Consider the following 19,530-nt stretch of genomic DNA (forward strand, 5'->3'; position numbering starts at 1 on the left):
GCCGGGGCGCATTGATAACGCAAGCCCATGGTGCGGGAAGGATGGCGGGTTGATTTATGAAAACGTTCACCCGGTAAACGTGCGGAATTTCATATTTTTCGCGGCACGGACGGGATTTAGAATATCGGCGGGCGAAATGCCGCTGGGTTAGCGAGTCATTTCAGCAATCTGAGGCGGTCCGGATTGCTGTTGGCAGCGATGATGCCGCCATATTCAGTCGGCGGCCAAATCGAATGCGTCCGGACAACCGGGGCCGGCTTCGGCGTCCGGGTTCCGGCAATCCCTGCCGGAACGGCGTGCTTTTTAAAGCGGACTGGTGGGGCCGGCCTTAGCCGGTCAGTTCATCCAGGTATTTTTCGGCATCCAGCGCGGCCATGCAGCCGGCGCCGGCCGAAGTGATCGCCTGTTTGTAGTGCGAATCCATCACGTCGCCGGCCGCGAAGACGCCCGGCACGCTGGTGGCGGTAGCATTGCCGCGGATGCCGCTGTTGACGACGATGTAGCCGTGGTCCATGTCCAGTTGGCCGGTAAAGATATCGGTATTCGGGGTATGGCCGATGGCGATGAACACGCCGTGTACATCGATATCCTTGGTGCTACCGTCGGCCGTGCTTTTGATGCGGATGCCGGTCACGCCCATGTCGTCGCCCAGCACTTCGTCGAGCTGGTGATTCCATTCGATTTTGACGTTGCCGGATTTGGATTTCTCGATCAGTTTGTCCGACAGGATTTTCTCGGAACGAAACTTGTCACGGCGGTGCACCACGATCACTTCCGAGGCGATGTTGGCCAGATACAAGGCTTCCTCGACTGCGGTATTGCCGCCGCCGATGACCGCGACCGGTTTGTTGCGGTAGAAAAAACCGTCGCAGGTGGCGCAGGCCGAGACGCCGCGACCCTTGAAGCCTTCCTCGGACGGCAGACCCAAATATTTGGCGGACGCGCCGGTGGCGACGATCAGCGCGTCGCAGGTGTAAACACCGGAGTCGCCAGTCAACGTGAACGGTTTTTTCGATAGGTCGGCGGTGTGGATGTGGTCGAAAATCACTTCGGTATTAAAGCGTTCGGCGTGGCGCAGCATGCGCTCCATCAATTCCGGTCCTTGCACGCCGTCTACGTCGCCGGGCCAGTTGTCGACTTCGGTGGTCGTGGTCAGCTGGCCGCCTTGTTGCATGCCGGTGATCATCACCGGATTCAGGTTGGCGCGGGCGGCGTAGACGGCGGCGGTGTAGCCGGCGGGTCCTGAGCCCAGGATTAACAATTTGCAATGTTTGGCATCGGCCATTTTAACGGTCTCCATTGATTCGGGTTGGGGGATGCCCGGATTATAAGGGTTATTGACAGGGGGCGAAACCGCGGTTTGACTGGGTTTGCCGCGGCTTGATCCGGTGCCGGGCCAGCGGCGGCTAGCGGCCGTTAGGTTTTGGCGAAACTCGGCGTATACTGAATTCGCCCGGCGCGGTGCGCGCGCGGGCGGTTCGACGCGCGGCGGCTTGGTTGCGGCGGTTGCCGCCAATCTAATGTGGTCTCGACGTTTATCATCTATAATCCTGTTTTGGGACGCTTTTATTGAGAGCTTTAAGTCATGGTTGCCGTTGTTGAAGAAAAAGCCGCGCGAGGTTATCGCGAAATCGCCTTGCTGGGCTGCACCAGTTGCGCGTTGTTTTTCCTGATTGCACTCTTGACGTTTAGTTCCAACGATCCTGGCTGGAGCCACAGCACGTCTTATCAACAAATTGCCAATGCCTGCGGCCTGTTCGGCGCCTGGCTGGCCGATTTTGTGTTGAGTTTTCTCGGCTTGATGGCTTACCTGATTCCGGTGATGATTTTTTGGTACGGCTTCATGCTGTTTCACGGCGGCAAACACCAGCCGGGCGGCCAATGGCTGATCGCGATGCGCTGGAGCGGTTTTCTGGCGACGATGCTGTCCGGTTCGGCGATATTGTTTTTGCACCTGCATTTCCTGCGCACCAAGGTCGATCTGCCGGAAAGTCCCGGCGGCATTTTGGGCAGGGAAATCGGCGATGCGCTGGTGCATCTGTTGGGAAACTCCGGTTCTACCTTGTTACTGTTGGCAATTTTCATGACCGGCGTGACGCTGTTCACCGGTCTGTCCTGGCTGATGGTGATGACCTTGATCGGCAAGGGCGCGATGGCCGCCTGCTCGGTGGTGGGCCGTCAGGCGGTCGCGGCGCCCGGCCGCTATCGCGGCGAACGGCCGGCGACCGAGCGTCCGGAGCGTCCGGAAATTCAGCGCAAGGCCAAACCCGCCGACGCCGGTAAAGCCGAAGAACGCGCCGTCCGCAAACCGCAAATTCAGGTGGTTGAAACTCCGCTTCCCGCGCCGGCGGCCGTCAAACCGGTTCGTCGCAAGGACGCCAAGCCGCTGGAGAATTACGAACCCGGTGAATTTTTGAACGCCTTGCCGCCGCTGGCCTTGCTGGAAAAACGCGACATCAAGGTCAAGCGTTATTCCAAAATCGAGTTGGAAGACATTTCCCGTCAGGTGGAGGATGTACTGCAGGACTACGGGATCGCCGCCGAAGTGGAGGCGGTGCTGCCCGGTCCGGTAATCACCCGCTTTGAATTGCGTCTGGCGGCCGGTGTCAAGGTCAGCCGCATCAGCAGTCTGGCCAAGGACTTGGCGCGCGGCCTGTCGGTGACCAGCGTGCGCATCGTCGAAGTCATCGAAGGCAAGTCAGTGATCGGTTTGGAGATTCCGAACCAGGAACGCGAAATGGTGTCCTTGCGCGACTTGCTGGTGTCCGACGAATTCGATCGCGCCAAATCCAAGTTGACGCTGGCGATGGGCAAGGACATTTCCGGCACGCCGGTGGTTGCCGACTTGGGCAAAATGCCGCATGCGCTGGTGGCCGGTACCACCGGTTCCGGTAAGTCGGTGGCGATCAATACGATGATTCTGAGCCTGGTTTACAAAGCCAAGCCGGAGGACGTGCGCTTGATCATGATAGACCCGAAGATGCTGGAATTGTCGGTTTACGAAGGCATCCCGCATTTGCTGACGCCGGTGGTCACCGACATGAAGGACGCCCAAAACGCGCTGCGTTGGGCCGTGGCCGAGATGGAGCGCCGCTATAAGCTGATGTCCAAGGTTGGCGTGCGCAATCTAGCCGGCTACAACCATGCGGTCAAGGAAGCCGACGCGGCCGGTCAACCGCTGCGCGATCCGCTGTTTTACCCGCAAACCCCGATTCCGGCCGATGATTATCCGTTGTTGACCACCTTGCCCAGCATCGTCATCGTCATCGACGAATTGGCCGATATGATGATGGTGGTCGGTAAAAAGGTTGAGGAATTGATCGCCCGGTTGGCGCAAAAAGCCCGCGCCGCCGGCATTCATTTGATTCTGGCGACTCAGCGGCCGTCGGTCGATGTATTGACCGGCTTGATCAAGGCCAACGTGCCGACCCGAATTTCGTTCCAAGTGTCGTCGCGGATCGATTCGCGGACCATCATAGACCAAGGCGGCGCCGAAGCCTTGCTGGGTAACGGCGACATGTTGTTCCTGCCGTCGGGCACCAGCATTCCGTTGCGGGCGCACGGCGCCTTCGTCGACGACCACGAAGTTCATGCCGTCGTCGAGTTTTTGAAGAAAACCGGACCGACCAATTATCTGGACGAAATTACCCAGGAACGCACCGACAGCGGCGAAATTGCCGGGATGGACGGCGAGGGCGGCGAAACCGATCCGCTGTACGACGAAGCGGTAGCCTTCGTCACCGATTCGCGCAAGGCATCGATTTCCAGCGTGCAACGCCGCTTTAAAATCGGTTACAACCGGGCGGCGCGGATCATTGAAGAAATGGAAAACGCCGGCGTTGTCACGCCGCCGGAAACCAACGGCAGCCGCGAAGTGCTGGCGCCGCCGCCGCGATGAGTCCGGCGATTGCCGGCTTGCTGACCGTGGCAGGCTTATCCGGTTTGATCGGCTGGTTGATCGTCCGGCGCAAGCCGGTCGAAACCCCGGTCAGGGTCATGATGTTTTTCGGTTATTTTTGGCTAGTGGCGTTTTCGCTGTTGGTGCTGTTGGCCGGTGCTTATTATCTGCGAGAAATTCTGTAGAGTTTCGCATGGTTGGCGCGACCGGTTTCTGGTCCTTGCGTAGTAATTTGTCGTTCCGATTCGGGCCTCAGTTGCCCGCCGCCCTTCTAAAACCACGTTTCCCAACGAGCGCTCCATAGGCTCTAAACCCGAAGCATTTATGGCATTTTCCTATGAACTGATCGGCTATCTGGCCGCGACCTTGACCACGCTGTCGTTTTTGCCGCAAGCGATCATGACGATTAAGACCCGCGATACCGGCTCGTTATCGCTGGGTATGTACGGTATGTTCACGCTGGGGGTGTTGATGTGGTTGATCTATGGTTTGTACTTGAACAATTTGGCGATTATCGCCGCCAACGCGGTGACCTTGGTCCTGGCGGCGTCGATATTGTTGGTCAAATTACAAAACCTGCTAGGCAAGCGTTAAATATCGGGAGGCCGGAATGGCGGCAATCGCGTCCAACGACATCAGCACCGGCACTTTGGCCGCCAACGACAGCGCGGCCTTCATCGAGAAAATTCGTCCGAATGCCGGTGTGTCCGAGCCGGTATACAAGCAATTGCAAAAACGGATCGGTGACATGATTCAGTCCGGTGAGTTGGCGGACGGATTCAGTTTGCCGTCCGAGCGGGCGCTGGCCGAAGCCTTGGCACTGAGTCGGACCACGGTCAGACGTTGCTACGAAGAATTGCGGGCGCAGGATCGTATCGCCAGCCACGGCCGCTCCGGCGCCAAGGTCAAGGCGCCGCCCGCGCGCATCAACCCGGAAATGGGGAAATTGAAAGGCTTTACCGAGGAAATGCGTGAGCTCGGCGTGACGCCGTCCACCCAAATCCTGGAGCACCGGATCGTGGTCGATCGGACCATCGCCTCGCTGTTCAATCGGCCGGCATCCGCGCGGTTTTTGCGCTTGGTGCGGGTACGCCTCGGCGACGGCATGCCGTTGTCGCGCGAAGTGGCTTGGTACGACTTAACCGTGGCACCGGCGCTGGCCGACTGGGATGGCGAAGGGTCCGCCTACCAGTATTTGGAGTCCGCTTGCGACTTGGGTTTGGTACATGCCGAGCAAACCATCGAGGCGGTGCTTTGCGACGACATGGAAGCGACGGTGTTCGGGTTCGCTCAGCCGGAACCCTGTTTGTTGCTGAAGCGGAAAACCTATGCCGACAACGGCCAGATCGTCGAATATGTCGAAGGTACTTTTCGCGGTGACGCCTACACCTACCGAGTCAATCTAAAAATTCGGCCGGACTAACGGACTTTTTGGTATTGGATTGGTCGCGATAAAGCGGTCGATCTCCGAGTCGGTCGGCAAACTCCGCAAGACGCCGTTTCGGGCCGCCACCCAGGCCCCGCAGGCGCTAGCCTTGCGCAGTGCTTCTTCCACGCAATCCGTATCCAACCAACTCTTCGCCAGTCCGGCACCGAAGGCGTCGCCGGCGCCGGTGGTATCCAGGGCAAGGACCGGCCAGGCCGCTTGATGGAAAACTCCGGCGGCGCTCAAGGCCACGCAACCCTGGTCGCCCAAGGTCACGATCATCAACTCGCCGGACCAGTCGATTTGTTTGGCCCATGTCGCCAAATGCGCCAGACAGTGCGCCGGTTCGATTCGGTCCTTATTCAGATTGAACAAATTGGCGGCTTCGGTTTCGTTCAGCACCAGAATGTCGGTCAACGCCAATATTTCAGGATCCAGCGTCCGCCACGGCGACGGATTCAGCAGGGTTTTGACGTCGTCGCGACGCCGGGCGATTTCGAATGCCGTGCGGATCGGCGCGTCCGGAATTTCGAATTGGGCATAAACCAAACTCAAAGTCGGTAACACGGCTATGGCTTGCCCGACATGGCCGGCGTTCAGCAGCGCATTGGCGCCGGGATAGACCGCTAGAAAATTCTCACCGCCCGGACCGATAAAGCCCACGCCAAATCCGGACCGATCGCCAAGCTGCAAGACCCAGTCGTCATTCATTCCTTCGGCCGTCAAGCATTGTTTCGCTGCGTCCGCCGCCGCATCGCGGCCAAGCGGCAGCAGCAAGCTGACCTCCGCGCCGAGTCGATGCAAGCCGACGCCGACGTTAAAACCCTTGCCGCCGTGCTCGGACAGCAAGCCCCCGGCTGTCAGGGATTCGCCGGGCGCCGGTAAATGTTCGACGTTCAGGCAATGGGCCTGGACGTAACTGCCTAGCACCAGGATGGACACGCTGACTCCCAAGTTTCAAAAAGTATCCGTGAAATATTACCGGATCGAAATCAATAATCCACGATTGACACCGAAATTTGTAACTGGTATTTCTATGGTATCTAAGTATAGATACCAAATTGAGCGATAAAGCCGCGCCGATATGCCGAGTTCGTAGCACTTGATAGCGGCAGTGGCTTTTCACTTCCATTCAACCGTTTACGGTTATGCCAAGGGCAATACGATGAGACTCAAACAGACTTTACTCGCTCTTTCCATCCTGAATTTGATGGCCTTCAATCACGGCGCGGCGGCCAGCGGCGCTAGCTCGACCGCGGAGGTGACCGTGGACTGGAGTAGTTTTCGCGTGACTTCTGGTACCGACGTCAACGCCGGAATCGCTTGGTACGATAGGTCGTCACGCGTCGATACTCGCCTGGACACCCCTTACGGCGAGGGCACCTATATATCCGACTGGGTGACGCCGTTGACCAGTTTGCAAACCGGGAGCGGGATTCGCTCGCTGACATCGAAGGCGGATGTCGATCCGTATCTGCTGCACGCCTATTCCCAGGACAGCGATCCGGCCTTTGGCGATGCGGTGTCCACCGAGAGCTACCGCACCGGCAGCTTTAACGGATCTGGGACTGGAGCGACTACTTTCTCGGTTAACTACAGCATGAATATCGGCCTGGTGCCGGGCAGCGGCACGAATGACGTCGCGGCGGCTTGGGTGTTGCTGGTGGTCAACGATTTCGGCGATCCGAACCAATCGTTATCTAGCCGCAAGGATTTATTTCTGAATGCCAATCTAGTCGGTAGCTTGCCGACCCAAGCGTCGGGGACTTTATCGGTCACCTTACCGGTCACGAGTACCGGCAGGATTTCCGTGAAGGTGACCACGCACGCCTATGCGAACGTCTCGGGCGTTTCCCAAGTGCCGCTACCGACATCGGCCTGGCTGTTCGGATCAGCGCTATTAGCGCTAGTCGGACGGCAGCGTCGGTGGCGTCCGGCACCGGTTCGGATTTGACGCTCGCGGAGTCGCCGCTTGCGGAAGTCCTGTCTAGCCACCCCTTTTCTAATACTATCCATCAATACCGAGGTTTTTATGCATCGCTTAGTTTTCTGGTTGCCGTTGTGCGCTCCCTTCGTTTACGCGCCGGCCGCCCAAGCTTACAACACGTCGTTAACCGTGATTGCCAGCGCCAATGCCGCCTACGGCAGCCAATCCTATGATTCAGACTCCAAGATGTTAGACAACGTTAATGGTCCCTCGGCGTATGCAGTGGATGCGTTGTATCAAATACCCGACCCGAGCGGTCCCGGCACTTACGTCGAGACTTATCGCTCATCGGCCAGTGGCTTTGTCAGCGCCGGCATCTTGAAAGCCACCGCTAGCGCCAGTGCGACCGCTTATGCCGCCAATGTCGCCAGCAGTAGCAGCAAGGTATCGTTTTCCGATGCCTTTCAGTTGGTGGGACCAAGCGGTCGCAATATCGATGTGACGTTGAGCTATCTGGTATCGGGTGGATTGTCCGGTTCGGCAACTGCTCGCGGCAGCGTCCAACTTGGTACCGGTGATACTATCTCTTTCTCCGAGAACGGATATACGCCGCGTAGTTTCAGTTGCTCTTGGACGCCGTCTTGCACCGGCGTCGCGACCTTTTCTGTACCGGTGAATACGTTGATTTCTCTCGATGCCTTCTTGGAAGTGGGAGCCGGCGCCAGCAGTTACTTCAAACCCACTCTGACCGAGTCGTCCGCCAATTTCGGGAGTACCGGTCTGGTATATTTGGGGATCGCCGACAGTCGCTATCAGTTGCAGACGGACAGCGGATTCGGTTTTGCGCCGGTACCTCTACCAGCGGCTTTTTGGCTGTTTGCCGGCGGATTGGGTCTGTTTGGAATCTCGGTTAAGCACAAACGAGGAGCTATCCCAGTACTTTGATCGGGTTGGAGCTTGCTGATTTCCTGGCGGGAAGACGCCGTCGCTGGATGTTTGGCGTTGGTTCTCGGGTCTCGCCATTGCTGACCGTAAGCGGAGGACTCCGCCATTTGCCGGGTCCATCGCGGAGTGGTTTAGTTGTTACAATGCTCGTAATGACAAACGCCGGCGCCGCCGAGCGATCACGAAGCAGAGACGATGAAAACCAGAGACAGAAGACACGGCGTGGTGTTGGTCCACACCGGCGAAGGCAAGGGTAAATCTTCCAGCGCGTTCGGGATGGTGTTCCGCGCGGCCGGTTGGGGCATGAAGGTTTGCGTGATTCAATTCATCAAGGGCCAGTGGCAGACCGGCGAACAACGCGCCGCCGAGCGTTTCGACAATATCGAATGGCACGCATTGGGCGACGGTTTTACCTGGGATACTAAAAATCCCGAGCAGGACATCAAGACTAGTCGCGACATTTGGAGCTTCAGTCAGCAAAAAATCCTTTCCGAAGAGTTCGATCTGGTCATTCTTGACGAAATCAATTATTGCTGCGGTTACGGCTGGATCGGCGGCCAGGAAATCGCCGATTTTATAAAACACCAAAAACCGGCTTGGCTGCATTTGGTGTTGACCGGCCGAAACGCGGCGCCGGAAGTGATCGCCGCCGCCGATACCGTCACCGAAATGACCCGGATCAAGCATGCTTACGAAACCGGCATCAAAGCCGAGCAGGGCGTGGAATTTTAAGCTGAAAAAAAAGCGGTTTTCTGGCAGAATCGCCGGCTTTTTAACAGCTTTCTCCGACGGGTATTCCAATGCAAAAGCAAGCGATCGAATTGATTCAGAACTACTACCAAGCGTTCAACAAGGGCGACATGGACGCATTCCTGAGCTTGTTGACCGACGATGTCGTGCATGACATCAACCAAGGCGATCGCGAAACCGGTAAGGAAGCCTTCGGCAAATTCATGCAAAAAATGAATCACCACTACAAAGAGCAATTGGTGGATATGGTGGTGATGGCGAACGAGGACGGTAGTCGCGGCGCGGCGGAATTCGTGGTTTTGGGCGAATACCTAAACACCGACGAAGGCCTGCCGGAAGCCAACGGCCAAACCTACCGTCTGCCGGCCGGCGCATTCTTCGATATTCGCGACGGCAAGGTTGCCCGTATCACCAACTACTATAACCTGGGCAACTGGATAGAACAGGTCGACCCGCAATAAACGCGTTGTTGGTCCCAGATTGCCGCTGCCTGCCATTTAGCATAGAATCCGAAGGGCAATACTTCGGATTCGCCGAAAATAATTACAAAAGAGAGGAGAGCTGCAATGGGTGAGACACAGAAATTGATGATCGCCGTGGTTGGCGTGTTCGTGGTCGGCTTCATTTTGGTCGGCGTCAGCAAGGATCAGTCCAACGAAGAAAAAGAGGCGGCGGCGCAAATCCGTACCTTGGTGGCGATGCAGGAAATGGCCAACCAAAAATGCCCGAAACTGATCGAAAACAAAACCGGCACGCAAGTGTATTTCCCGTCCAAAACATCAACTGATAAGGCGACTTACGTAACGATGGAATGGGTGGGTGAGCAAGGCTCCAACTTTAAAACCGCGTCCTGCACCTTGCACTTGTCGCTGGGCGGTGTTTCCAAACTGATCATTGACGACCAAGTCTTGATCGACAAAAAACTCTGATTCAAAACGTTGGCCGTCGAGCGCTCACTCGATGGCCAACATCGCGGCTCCGACCGTCTCTCGAAAAGTTCCCGTGTCCGGCCTTCCGGCGCTATCGCTAGTTTCCCTTTGACGATGAATTCGCTGAAATCCCCTCTATCGTGATCGGCGGGCCGCTGCGTCGCTAAATCGCCGGAACCCGAAAGCGGATTGATTTGTCCACTGCCTTCCCAATCACCTTCGGATCGATTCCATTCATGCCACCGACTTCGCCCAACATCCCGTCTCGGGAAGCCCTGCCCGCCAACGTTATCGTTGCCGTGCGCGGCGTCAATAAAATCTATGCCGGCGGTTTTCAAGCCTTAAAGAACGTTGATTTGAATATCCGGCGCGGCGAAATATTTGCGTTGCTCGGGCCGAACGGGGCCGGCAAGACCACGCTGATCGGCATTATTTGCGGCATTGTCAAAGCTTCGGCCGGCAGCGTCGTTGCCGACGGCCACGATATTGCCCGCGACTATCGGGCGGCGCGGGCCAGTATCGGCCTAGTGCCGCAAGAACTGCATACCGATGCCTTCGAGTCGGTCTGGGCCACGGTCGCCTTCAGTCGCGGCCTGTTCGGCAAACCACCCGATCCCGTTTATCTGGAAAAGATCCTGCGCGATCTGTCGCTGTGGGACAAGCGCAACGAAAAAATCATGGCCTTGTCAGGCGGCATGAAGCGGCGGGTGCTGATCGCCAAGGCGCTGTCCCACGAGCCGTCGATACTATTTCTGGACGAGCCCAGCGCCGGCGTCGATGTCGAACTGAGGCACGATATGTGGCGGATGGTCCGCGAACTGCGCGAGCGCGGCACCACCATCATTTTGACCACACATTACATCGAAGAGGCCGAAGACATGGCCGACCGCATCGGTTTCATCCGTAAGGGCGAATTGATCCTGGTCGAGGACAAGGCTGTCCTGATGCGCAAGCTTGGCAAAAAACAATTGACGTTGACGCTGCGTCGGCCAATGGCCGAGCTCCCCGCTGGTCTGCGTCACTGGCCGCTGGAAATCGCCGAGAACGGCCTGGCTTTGGTTTACAGCTTCGACAGCCAGACCGAGGAAACCGGGATTGCCGAGTTGCTCAATACGCTGGCGGCGCACGGTATCGAGTTTAGGGATTTGCGTTCCAGCGAAAGCTCGCTGGAAGACATTTTCGTCAGTCTGGTCCACCAACCCAAGGAAGCTAGCGCATGAACATTTACGGTATACGCGCCATCTATTATTTCGAAATGGCCCGCACCTTTCGCACGCTGGCCCAGAGCGTCGCCGCGCCGGTGCTCACCACTTCGCTGTATTTCATCGTCTTCGGCAAGGCGATCGCCTCGCGGATGGGCGATATCGACAGTGTCAGTTACGGCGCCTTCATCATCCCCGGTCTGGTCATGTTGAATTTGCTGAACGAGAGCATTTCCAACGCCTCCTTCGGCATCTTCATGCCCAAGTGGGCCGGTACCATATACGAACTGTTGTCGGCGCCGGTGTCCTGGATCGAAGTATTGATCGGTTACGTCGGCGCGGCCGCGACCAAATCGGTGATGCTGGGCCTGCTGATTTTGGCTACCGCCCGTTGTTTCGTGCCATACGACATCGCGCATCCGCTGTGGATGGTCGGCTTCTTGTTACTGACGGCGGTCACTTTCAGCCTGTTCGGTTTTATCATCGGCTTGTGGGCCGACAGTTTTCAGAAGCTGCAAGTGGTACCGATGCTGATCGTCACGCCGCTGACCTTTCTGGGCGGCGCTTTTTACTCGATCAACATGTTGCCGCCGCTGTGGCAGAGCATCACCTTGTTTAATCCGGTGGTCTACTTGATCAGCGGTTTTCGCTGGAGTTTTTATGGGGTTGCCGACGTCAACGTCGGGGTCAGTATCGCGATGATTGGCGGCTTGCTGTTGATTTGCTTGGCCTTCGTCTGGTGGGTATTCAAGAGCGGCTACAAAATCAGAAATTGACGGCGGGCCGGGATATGTGGGTGGTCGGTTGAACATAGCAGGTCAGATTTAAACAGGCTATATTTTCTGACGAATCCGCTCGGGCGTTAGTGTGGCGTGGCGATACCCTCTTCAGCTTGCGGCTGGCGCTATTCGCCGGTCGGTTCAACCAGAGTTTGACCTGTGAAACCGTCCTCGCTGGCCCATATGGCTTTCAAACACGCTTATAACCAGTTGGCCGAGGCGTGGTACCTTTCGACCGGCGCCGATTTGACCAAGCCGGTCAGCTTTTACGCATTGATCAACGAACGCTGCAATGTGAAGTGTCGCTATTGCAAATTTTGGCGTTTGCCCGAGTACAAACCGGAAATGACGATTGAGCAATGGCAAACCGCCTTGCTCAGCATCCGGGCGTTCGTCGGCACCTACTCCATCAACTTTAGCGGCGGCGAGCCCTTCTTAAAACCGGGCTTTATGGACCTGCTGGACTTTTGCAGCAAAAACGGGATTCATAGTGGAGTAACCACGAATGGATCGACGCTGACCAGGAAAAATGCCGTCAGGTTGGTGGAAACCCGGCCGTTCAATCTGAACATATCCTGCGACGCGCCGAATGCGGAACTGCACGATTATTTGCGCGGCTACCCCACGCTGTTCGAGAGGCTCGGCAATGGAATTCGCTACGTTCGCGAAGCCCGCGACAAGGCCGGGCTGAACTTTCCCATCATCATCAAAACCACGGTGAATTCCAAAAACTTCCGATGCTTACCGGATATGGTGAAATGGACCCAAGACGTCGGCGCGACTGCGTTGAACCTTCAGCCCTTGGATCGCTGGACCCCGGAAACCTACGACGAGTTGTGGATCGAAGAGCTCGACTGGCCGGAACTGCTGCAAGTTCAGAATAAACTGATTGCGCTTAAGCACAGCGGATCGCCAATCATGAATAGCGAAACCGTCATCAACCAGATGGTCAAACATTTTCGCGAGGAAAAAGCGCCGCCCGAGGCCATGCCTTGCCGAACCGGGATGCGTGACTTCTTCATCCGGACCAACGGCGATGTCCAAACCTGCTTTTATTTTCCGGTGATTGGAAATCTGCGGGAACAGAGCGCCAGGGATATTTGGCGCGGTCCGGAGGCTCGTAAAATCCGTAAGGAGACCATCACTTGCCGGAAACTCTGTCTTCATACCTGCCTGAGCCAAAAGACGCTACGCGATAAGCTGAAGATGGGCTTGATTTTGCTTGGGGGCCGTTAACGCCAGCGAGTTGCCGAGGCGTCTGTCGTGCCGCACTTTGGATAACCGGTGCGGGTCGTAAGGTTGTCATCCGCCGCTCGCGGGTTCGGGTAGCAATATTTACGATATTTTTACCCGCTTGTCCTTACACTGGCTGTCATCTCCCAAATTAAAGCGCCGTAAGTTTTCAAATGAACCTCGAACGTCCGGATCCCGATCAACTGCTGGCCCGCGTCGCTCGCGACCGAGCCAAGGCCAAGCGCGGCAGACTGAAAATATTTTTCGGGGCGGCGGCCGGGGTTGGCAAGACTTACGCAATGTTGTTGGCGGCCAGGGAGCGGCGGGCGGAGCAACTGGATGTGGTGGTCGGGCTGGTCGAAACCCACGGCCGCAAGGAAACCGAGGCCTTGCTGGATGGCTTGGAGCGTTTACCGACCCGGCAGGTACCCTACAAGGGCGCGGTTCTTAGCGAGTTCGATATCGATGCGGCCCTGAAGCGGCGGCCGGCCATCATCCTGGTCGACGAACTGGCCCACACCAACGCACCCGGTTCCCGCCACCCCAAGCGTTGGCAGGATATCCACGAATTGCTGGAAGCCGGCATCGATGTGTATACCGCGTTGAACGTGCAGCATCTGGAAAGCCTGAACGACGATATCGGCCAAATCTCCGGGATTCGGGTTTGGGAAACGGTGCCGGACACGGTATTCGAGGATGCCGACGAAGTCGAACTGGTGGATTTACCGCCGGACGAACTGTTGCTGCGGCTGAAGGAAGGCAAAATTTATCTGCCGCGGCAAGCGCAACAGGCGATACAGCATTTTTTCCGTAAAGGCAATCTGATCGCGTTGCGCGAGCTGGCGCTCCGTCAGACCGCGAGCCGGGTGGATGCGCAAATGCTGGATTATCGAGAAGACAACGCGATCCGTGAAGTCTGGCAGGTTGGCGAGCGCTTGTTGGTCTGCATAGGGCCCAATCCGTTGGCCGAACGCTTGGTGCGGGCCGGCAAGCGCCTGGCGGCCGGCCTGCGGGCCGAGTGGATCGTCGCTTACGTCGAAACGCCGGAGCTGGCCCGCTTGCCGGCCGTCAAGCGCGACGGGGTATTGCGGATATTGCGACTGGCCGAGCAGTTGGGCGCGGAAACCGTCACGCTCAGCGCGCCGGAAATGAGCCAAGCCATCATCCGTTTCGCGAGGGAACGTAATATCAACAAAATCGTGGTCGGCAAGCCCAGCCGGCGCGGCTGGCGGCGCTGGCTGTTGGGGTCGGTCGTCGATGTGTTGATCGCCCAAGCCCACAATATCAATATTTATCTGTTGGGCAGTCCGCGCCGCGGCGAGCAGGATGCGCCTGAAGCCGAGCCGTCGCTGTTCAGAAAAAGTCCGCTGCCGGGGCTCAAGCAGCGCATCCCGGCCAAGACCCGCCGCCGTTACTGGGGTTACGCTTGGGCGGTCGGCGTGACGGCGCTCAGTACCGCGGTTGGTTCGCTATTGTTCGGCAGCGTTGAGTTGGCCAATCTGGTCATGGTGTTCCTATTGGGCGTGGTGTTCATTGCCACTCGCTTCGGCCGGGGACCGTCGATTCTGGCGTCGGTGCTGGGCGTCGGCGTGTTCGATATTTTGTTCGTTCAACCGTTTTACAGTTTTTCGGTATCGGACAGCCAGTATTTGATCACCTTGCTGGCGATGCTGGTGGTCGGCATCGTGATCAGCAATCTGATGGTGAACGTGCGTTCGCAGGCCAAGGTGGCGGCGCACCGGGAGCGGCGGGCGGCGGCCTTGTACGCGATGAGCAAGGAATTGTCCGGCGCCCAGAGCGAGCAGGATATCGTTAAAATCGCGGTCCGCCAGTTGTATTCCGAATTCAGCAGCCGCAATGCGATTTTGTTTGCCAACGCCGAGGATAGAATCGAGCATCCGCGCGGCGCGGCATTGGCCGAATCGCTGCTGGGCGCCGATCTGGGCATCGCCCAATGGGTGTTCGATCACAACGAAATGGCCGGCCAGGGCACCAACACCTTGGCCGGTACCGAGGCGATTTATTTTCCGATTCAAAACGACGACAAAGTGGTCGGCGTGCTGGCGATGCGGCCGGTCAATCTGCGGCGGGTGTTTTTGCCGGAGCAGCAGAAATTGCTGGAAACCTTTTTACGCCAAATCGGCCAGTCCGTGGCCCGAATTCGCTTTGCGGAAACGGCCCGAGTGACGCTGTTGCAAGTCGAGGCCGAACGCTTACGCAATTCCTTGCTTAGCGCGATTTCCCACGATTTGCGTACGCCGCTGGCGACCATCATCGGTTCCGCGACCACATTGGCCGAAGACGCCGGCCAGTTGCAGCCGTCGGATAAACTGGAATTAAGCCGGGCCATTGTTGACGAAGCCGAAAGGATGTCCACGTTGGTCAACAATATTTTGGACATGGCGCGTTTGGATTCCGGCGTGCTGGAATTAAACAGGCAATGGCATCCGTTAGAGGAAGTCGTCGGTACCGCATTGACCGTGCTGCAAAAACGCCTGGCCGGCAGACCGGTGCGGGTATCGCTGCCGGCCGGAATTCCGATGGTTTACGCCGATGCGGTGATGATCGAACAAGTGTTGATCAATTTGCTGGAAAACGCGGTGCGCTATACGCCGGCCGGTGGCGATTTGGATATCCGCGCCGAAACCAGCGATCAGGCCGTCGAAGTCAGCGTCGCCGATCGCGGCCCCGGTATTCCGGCCGGCAAGGAAGAACGGCTGTTCGAAAAGTTCTTTCAGGTTCGCCACGAGGCCGCGCAGAGCGGGGCCGGCTTGGGTTTGGCGATTTGCCGGGCCATCGTCGAAGTCCACGGCGGCCGGATTTTCGCCCGCAATCGGCCTGGCGGCGGCGCGATTTTTACCTTTATACTGCCGCTGGACCAACCACCGCCCAGTTTGGAGTTAGAAGAATGACGATCGAACCGACCGCGAGCCGGCATGGCTAAAATCGAGCCGGTCATTATCGTCGTCGAGGACGATCCGTCGATTCGGCGGTTTTTGCGCACCGGTTTGACCACGCACGGTTTCGCGGTGTTCGAGGCCGAGAGCGGCAGGCAAGGTCTGGTCGAGGCTGGCGTGCGCAAGCCGGATCTGTTGATTTTGGACCTGGGTTTGCCCGACATGGATGGGGTTGAGGTGATTCGCGCGCTGCGGGCGTGGTCGGCGGTGCCTATTATCGTGCTGTCGGCGCGCAGCAACGAGCAGCATAAGATCGATGCGTTGGACGCCGGTGCCGATGATTATTTGACCAAACCCTTCGGTTTTGGCGAGTTGCTGGCCAGGATTCGAGTGGCGCTCCGACATGCCAATCGCGGCGTGGATGGCGCCGGCGAAGCGGTGTTTGTCGCCGGCAACCTCCAGGTGGATTTGCAGAACCGCCTGGTCAGCGTGGCGGGCCGGGACGTGCATCTGACACCGATTCAGTACCGTTTGCTGGCGGTATTGATCAAACATGCCGGAAAAGTCCTGACCCATCGGCAGATACTGAAAGAGGTGTGGGGACCGTCCTCTCAGGAAAACGCGCATTATTTGCGGATCTACATGAGTCAATTGCGCCAAAAACTGGAAGCCGATCCGACCCAGCCGCAACATTTGTTAACCGAATCGGGCGTTGGCTACCGATTTAAGGTTTGACGGCGCGCGAACCAAGGGATGCTTCATCGTTGACGGCAGAGACTGCGTGCTCCGGCCGTCGATAGGCCATTGGGCGAACGCCGGTTTAGTGGCTGCCCTTCAGGCAATGTTGTTCTTCGTGGGCTGGACCTTCGCTCAGCGTGCCGGCCAGATAGGCCGCTAAGGCTTGGTCGGGCGAAGTCTCGCTGGTGGTGAGCAATTCGGTATGGCGGGTCGCCAGATTGCGGATCACGCCGTCGCCGGCCGAGCCGGCGATTGCCACATCGACAGTGTGTAAGGGATGGCGATTGCCGTCGCCGCGAACATGCCATTCGTGCAGGCTGCCGATGTCGGTCAAATCCAGCGTCCAGGCCAGATCGGCACTGGACTTGTCGGTAACGACGTAGACCAGCCAGCGCGATGCTCTGCCCGCATGAGAAGCGACATGGCCCTCGGCGTCCACGGCGATGGCTATCAGTTGATCGGTCATGAGTAAAATGCCTCCTATCGATATTGAATGGCGCGCGATACTTGGAAAACGCACTCGGCGAACATATTTTCCACAACATTTGCGCGGTTTAAGCAGTATCGCCGATTCGAATCGAACCGGTCAATGTCGCGGCTATCGATAATGGACCTACAAGGTGGCTTACCGCGGGTTAGGATCAGTAAGTTTGAACGGTAAATAAGCTTGGGCGGTGAGTTTGTAGCGCTGCATGCCGATCTTCTCTCTTTCCAGAAAGCGTTCGACCGCGTCGGCAAAGCCGGGATCGCGCAGCCAATGAGCGGAATAGGTGGTGACCGGCTCGAAGCCGCGGGCGATCTTGTGTTCGCCCTGGGCGCCGGAATCGAAACGGCTCAGGCCGTTGGCGATGCAATAGTCGATGCCCTGGTAATAACAGGCTTCGAAATGCAGTCCGCTAAATTCTTCGTCGCAACCCCAATAGCGGCCGTATAAGGTATCGGCGCCGATCAGGCTCAGCGCGGCGCCGACATAGTGGTCGCCCTTGCTCGCCAGAATCAACAGAATTTGCTCCGGCATGGTCAGCGCGAGTTCTCGAAAGAAATCCAGGTTGAGGTAGGGTTGCGAGTGGTGCTTGATGTAGGTCGCCGCGTAGAAACGGTAAAAGGCTTGCCATTGCTGGTCGGCGATGTCGGCGCCGGCCACGCATTGCATGACGATGCCTTGCTCCTCGACCTTACGGCGTTCGCGCTTGACCATCTTGCGCTTGGCGGCGGTCATCGTATCGAGAAAGTCAGCGAAATCGCGGTACTCGCGGTTGAACCACTGAAATTGCACGCCTTCGCGGATACTCATGCCCGCCGCGCGCAAGGCTTCGGCCTGGTCGGGCTGTGGGAACAAACAATGCCAGGACGAAATCGCCTCGTGTTCGGCGCGATCCCGCAGGTATTCAACCCAGCTTGCCAGTATGGTTTCGCTCCCGACACCCGGCGCAACCGCCCAACGCGGTCCTTGGCAGGGCGTGAACGGAATCGCGGTTAACCATTTGGGATAGTAGGTCAGCCCGTGTTGGCGATAGGCGTCGGCCCATTGTTGGTCGAACACGTATTCGCCCCAGGAATGGGACTTGCGGTACAGCGGCAACACGCCGACCGGCCGGCCATCGTCCAGTGCCAACAAGTGGTGCGGCCGCCAACCGCCGCGCGGGCTGACCGAGCCGCTGTGTTCCAAAGCCGCCAGAAATTCGTGGCGGAAAAACGGGTAACCTTCGCCGGTCAGTTCGTTCCAGACCGTCCGGTCGATGCGGTCCAGTTCGTCCAAGGGTATTACGTCCATTTTGAAATTGGTGACTGATGGGGGGTGAAAAGGGCAAACGGCGCACGCCTGATCCATGAAAACCGGAACCAGAAACCTGGCGGCGTAGTTCGTAGCGAATCGCAGATAGGCCGTCCGGCCTTCACGCGATTTGGGAAATCAGGCTTGGCCCGAATAAGCCGGGGATCGCTTCAACCAGCCGAATCGGCTTCGGCCACCTGTGGCTTGCAGTGAAGAAACCGCTCTGGCTGAAACGACCGGCTTGACTGCCGCCGCTGCTTGAATACTAAACCGATTCCAAGCCGCTTGCCAGTGGCGTCGAAGCCTGCGTTCCGGTCGGCCTGTTTCGACCGCCGAGCAATTCCAAAATCCACTTGCCGTCTAACCAGCAACTTCGACATGGGTGGCCGTTAAGTTTGAGTTAAGAGCCCGATGCGATATTTTTCGCCCATAGAACCAAATTCAATTTTCCAACTTTAGAGGGATAAACCGAATGAAACAAAGTATCGAATTTGACTCGAATAACGCCTTTACTCAAGTCAGATCAGCCATCGCGGAATTAACGACTTTTACTTTCGCGGATAGGGAAGACGACATGCTGTATGCGGTAAATAAATTAAAATCGGTATTAAGATGCGTGCATGATAATTACCAATCGTGGAATCGCGATACGATACGCGAATTCGTGCTTTCTAAAAACGATCCGTTAAGATTCGTTGACTTGAATTCCGACCAGTTCAACGCTCGGGTCCGCAATATCCAGCACGACATGATCACTAAATTCTCAATAAATTAAAAATATTGGCCTCTGTTTGCACGCCACGAATGATTTTCCCGTCGTTTTTACCGCCATATCGGCGCGAGACCCGATACTCGCGACTCGCAAATCCTCCTGAGTCTCTTTGATGCGTGGCCTAATGAAACCGGCTCGGCGATGATGCTTGGCGATTTCAATTTAGCTTCGCGGTAGAGGAATATGCCAGCAGTTATAAGCGCTTAACAATAAATTGCCGTGCAGTAGAATAGCAAGGTTTTGAACAGAGCGATAAATAA

The 19,530-nt window shown here is 57.2% G+C and carries 18 protein-coding genes; 14 read left to right on the forward strand and 4 right to left on the reverse strand.

The annotated features are described in order from the left end of the window. Window positions 1–328: 328 nt before the first annotated feature. A complete protein-coding gene (gene trxB, locus AC3B8H_RS08305) occupies window positions 329–1,285 on the reverse strand; it encodes a thioredoxin-disulfide reductase (RefSeq protein ID WP_488441147.1) in 957 nt (318 codons plus the stop codon). A 300-nt stretch (window positions 1,286–1,585) separates the two neighbouring features. Here trxB and AC3B8H_RS08310 point away from each other — a divergent pair, with 300 nt between their 5' ends. From AC3B8H_RS08310 to AC3B8H_RS08325, 4 genes are all read left to right on the forward strand, one after another. Further along, window positions 1,586–3,898 (forward strand): DNA translocase FtsK, encoded by a 2,313-nt coding sequence (locus AC3B8H_RS08310; protein ID WP_488441130.1) that lies wholly within the window; start codon window positions 1,586–1,588, stop codon window positions 3,896–3,898. Further along, window positions 3,895–4,083 carry a hypothetical protein gene (locus AC3B8H_RS08315; protein ID WP_488441131.1) on the forward strand — a complete coding sequence of 63 codons (189 nt, stop codon included), beginning with the start codon at window positions 3,895–3,897 and terminating at the stop codon, window positions 4,081–4,083. Before AC3B8H_RS08310 ends, AC3B8H_RS08315 begins: the two co-directional genes overlap by 4 nt. Before the next feature lie 139 nt (window positions 4,084–4,222). Then, a complete protein-coding gene (locus tag AC3B8H_RS08320) occupies window positions 4,223–4,492 on the forward strand; it encodes a SemiSWEET transporter (RefSeq protein ID WP_488441132.1) in 270 nt (89 codons plus the stop codon). Window positions 4,493–4,508: 16 nt separating this feature from the next. Beyond that, on the forward strand, window positions 4,509–5,321 hold the full coding sequence (locus AC3B8H_RS08325) for a GntR family transcriptional regulator (RefSeq protein ID WP_488441133.1): 813 nt from the start codon (window positions 4,509–4,511) through the stop codon (window positions 5,319–5,321). On the opposite strand, the gene AC3B8H_RS08330 is transcribed toward AC3B8H_RS08325, so the two are convergent. Continuing rightward, entirely contained in the window at window positions 5,301–6,266 is a 966-nt protein-coding gene (locus AC3B8H_RS08330; RefSeq protein WP_488441134.1) for a ribokinase, read from the reverse strand. The two genes, AC3B8H_RS08325 and AC3B8H_RS08330, sit on opposite strands and share 21 nt — an antisense overlap. A gap of 223 nt (window positions 6,267–6,489) precedes the next feature. Between AC3B8H_RS08330 and AC3B8H_RS08335 the strand changes: the two genes are divergently transcribed. The 10 genes from AC3B8H_RS08335 (at window position 6,490) to AC3B8H_RS08380 (ending at window position 16,721) form a co-directional block, all read left to right on the forward strand. Continuing rightward, window positions 6,490–7,278 (forward strand): hypothetical protein, encoded by a 789-nt coding sequence (locus tag AC3B8H_RS08335; RefSeq protein ID WP_488441135.1) that lies wholly within the window; start codon window positions 6,490–6,492, stop codon window positions 7,276–7,278. A 78-nt stretch (window positions 7,279–7,356) separates the two neighbouring features. Beyond that, entirely contained in the window at window positions 7,357–8,196 is an 840-nt protein-coding gene (locus AC3B8H_RS08340) for a hypothetical protein (RefSeq protein ID WP_488441136.1), read from the forward strand. A 195-nt stretch (window positions 8,197–8,391) separates the two neighbouring features. Beyond that, window positions 8,392–8,928, forward strand: coding sequence for a cob(I)yrinic acid a,c-diamide adenosyltransferase (gene cobO, locus AC3B8H_RS08345; RefSeq protein ID WP_488441137.1), 537 nt, complete (start codon window positions 8,392–8,394; stop codon window positions 8,926–8,928). 68 nt (window positions 8,929–8,996) lie between these two features. After that, window positions 8,997–9,407: a ketosteroid isomerase-related protein gene (locus AC3B8H_RS08350; RefSeq protein ID WP_488441138.1), complete on the forward strand. Its 411-nt coding sequence runs from the start codon at window positions 8,997–8,999 to the stop codon at window positions 9,405–9,407. A 105-nt stretch (window positions 9,408–9,512) separates the two neighbouring features. Continuing rightward, window positions 9,513–9,875 (forward strand): hypothetical protein, encoded by a 363-nt coding sequence (locus AC3B8H_RS08355; RefSeq protein WP_488441139.1) that lies wholly within the window; start codon window positions 9,513–9,515, stop codon window positions 9,873–9,875. A 236-nt stretch (window positions 9,876–10,111) separates the two neighbouring features. After that, complete coding sequence (locus AC3B8H_RS08360; protein ID WP_488441140.1) at window positions 10,112–11,095, forward strand: ABC transporter ATP-binding protein; 984 nt, start codon at window positions 10,112–10,114, stop codon at window positions 11,093–11,095. Next, window positions 11,092–11,853, forward strand: coding sequence for an ABC transporter permease (locus tag AC3B8H_RS08365; RefSeq protein ID WP_488441141.1), 762 nt, complete (start codon window positions 11,092–11,094; stop codon window positions 11,851–11,853). Before AC3B8H_RS08360 ends, AC3B8H_RS08365 begins: the two co-directional genes overlap by 4 nt. Window positions 11,854–12,015: 162 nt before the next feature. Continuing rightward, window positions 12,016–13,092, forward strand: a complete 1,077-nt coding sequence (locus AC3B8H_RS08370; protein WP_488441142.1) for a radical SAM protein — start codon at window positions 12,016–12,018, stop codon at window positions 13,090–13,092. A 170-nt stretch (window positions 13,093–13,262) separates the two neighbouring features. Then, window positions 13,263–16,001, forward strand: coding sequence for a DUF4118 domain-containing protein (locus AC3B8H_RS08375; protein WP_488441143.1), 2,739 nt, complete (start codon window positions 13,263–13,265; stop codon window positions 15,999–16,001). Window positions 16,002–16,025: 24 nt separating this feature from the next. Further along, a complete protein-coding gene (locus AC3B8H_RS08380) occupies window positions 16,026–16,721 on the forward strand; it encodes a response regulator (RefSeq protein ID WP_488441144.1) in 696 nt (231 codons plus the stop codon). 85 nt (window positions 16,722–16,806) lie between these two features. Here AC3B8H_RS08380 and AC3B8H_RS08385 read toward each other — a convergent pair whose 3' ends face one another. Next, the gene (locus AC3B8H_RS08385; protein WP_488441145.1) at window positions 16,807–17,190 is read right to left on the reverse strand and encodes a NifB/NifX family molybdenum-iron cluster-binding protein; all 384 of its coding nucleotides are present in this window, start codon (window positions 17,188–17,190) and stop codon (window positions 16,807–16,809) included. Window positions 17,191–17,349: 159 nt separating this feature from the next. After that, window positions 17,350–18,498, reverse strand: coding sequence for a GNAT family N-acetyltransferase (locus AC3B8H_RS08390; RefSeq protein WP_488441146.1), 1,149 nt, complete (start codon window positions 18,496–18,498; stop codon window positions 17,350–17,352). Window positions 18,499–19,530: the final 1,032 nt, after the last annotated feature.

It is taken from the genome of Methylomonas sp. BG-2, from assembly GCF_057766305.1.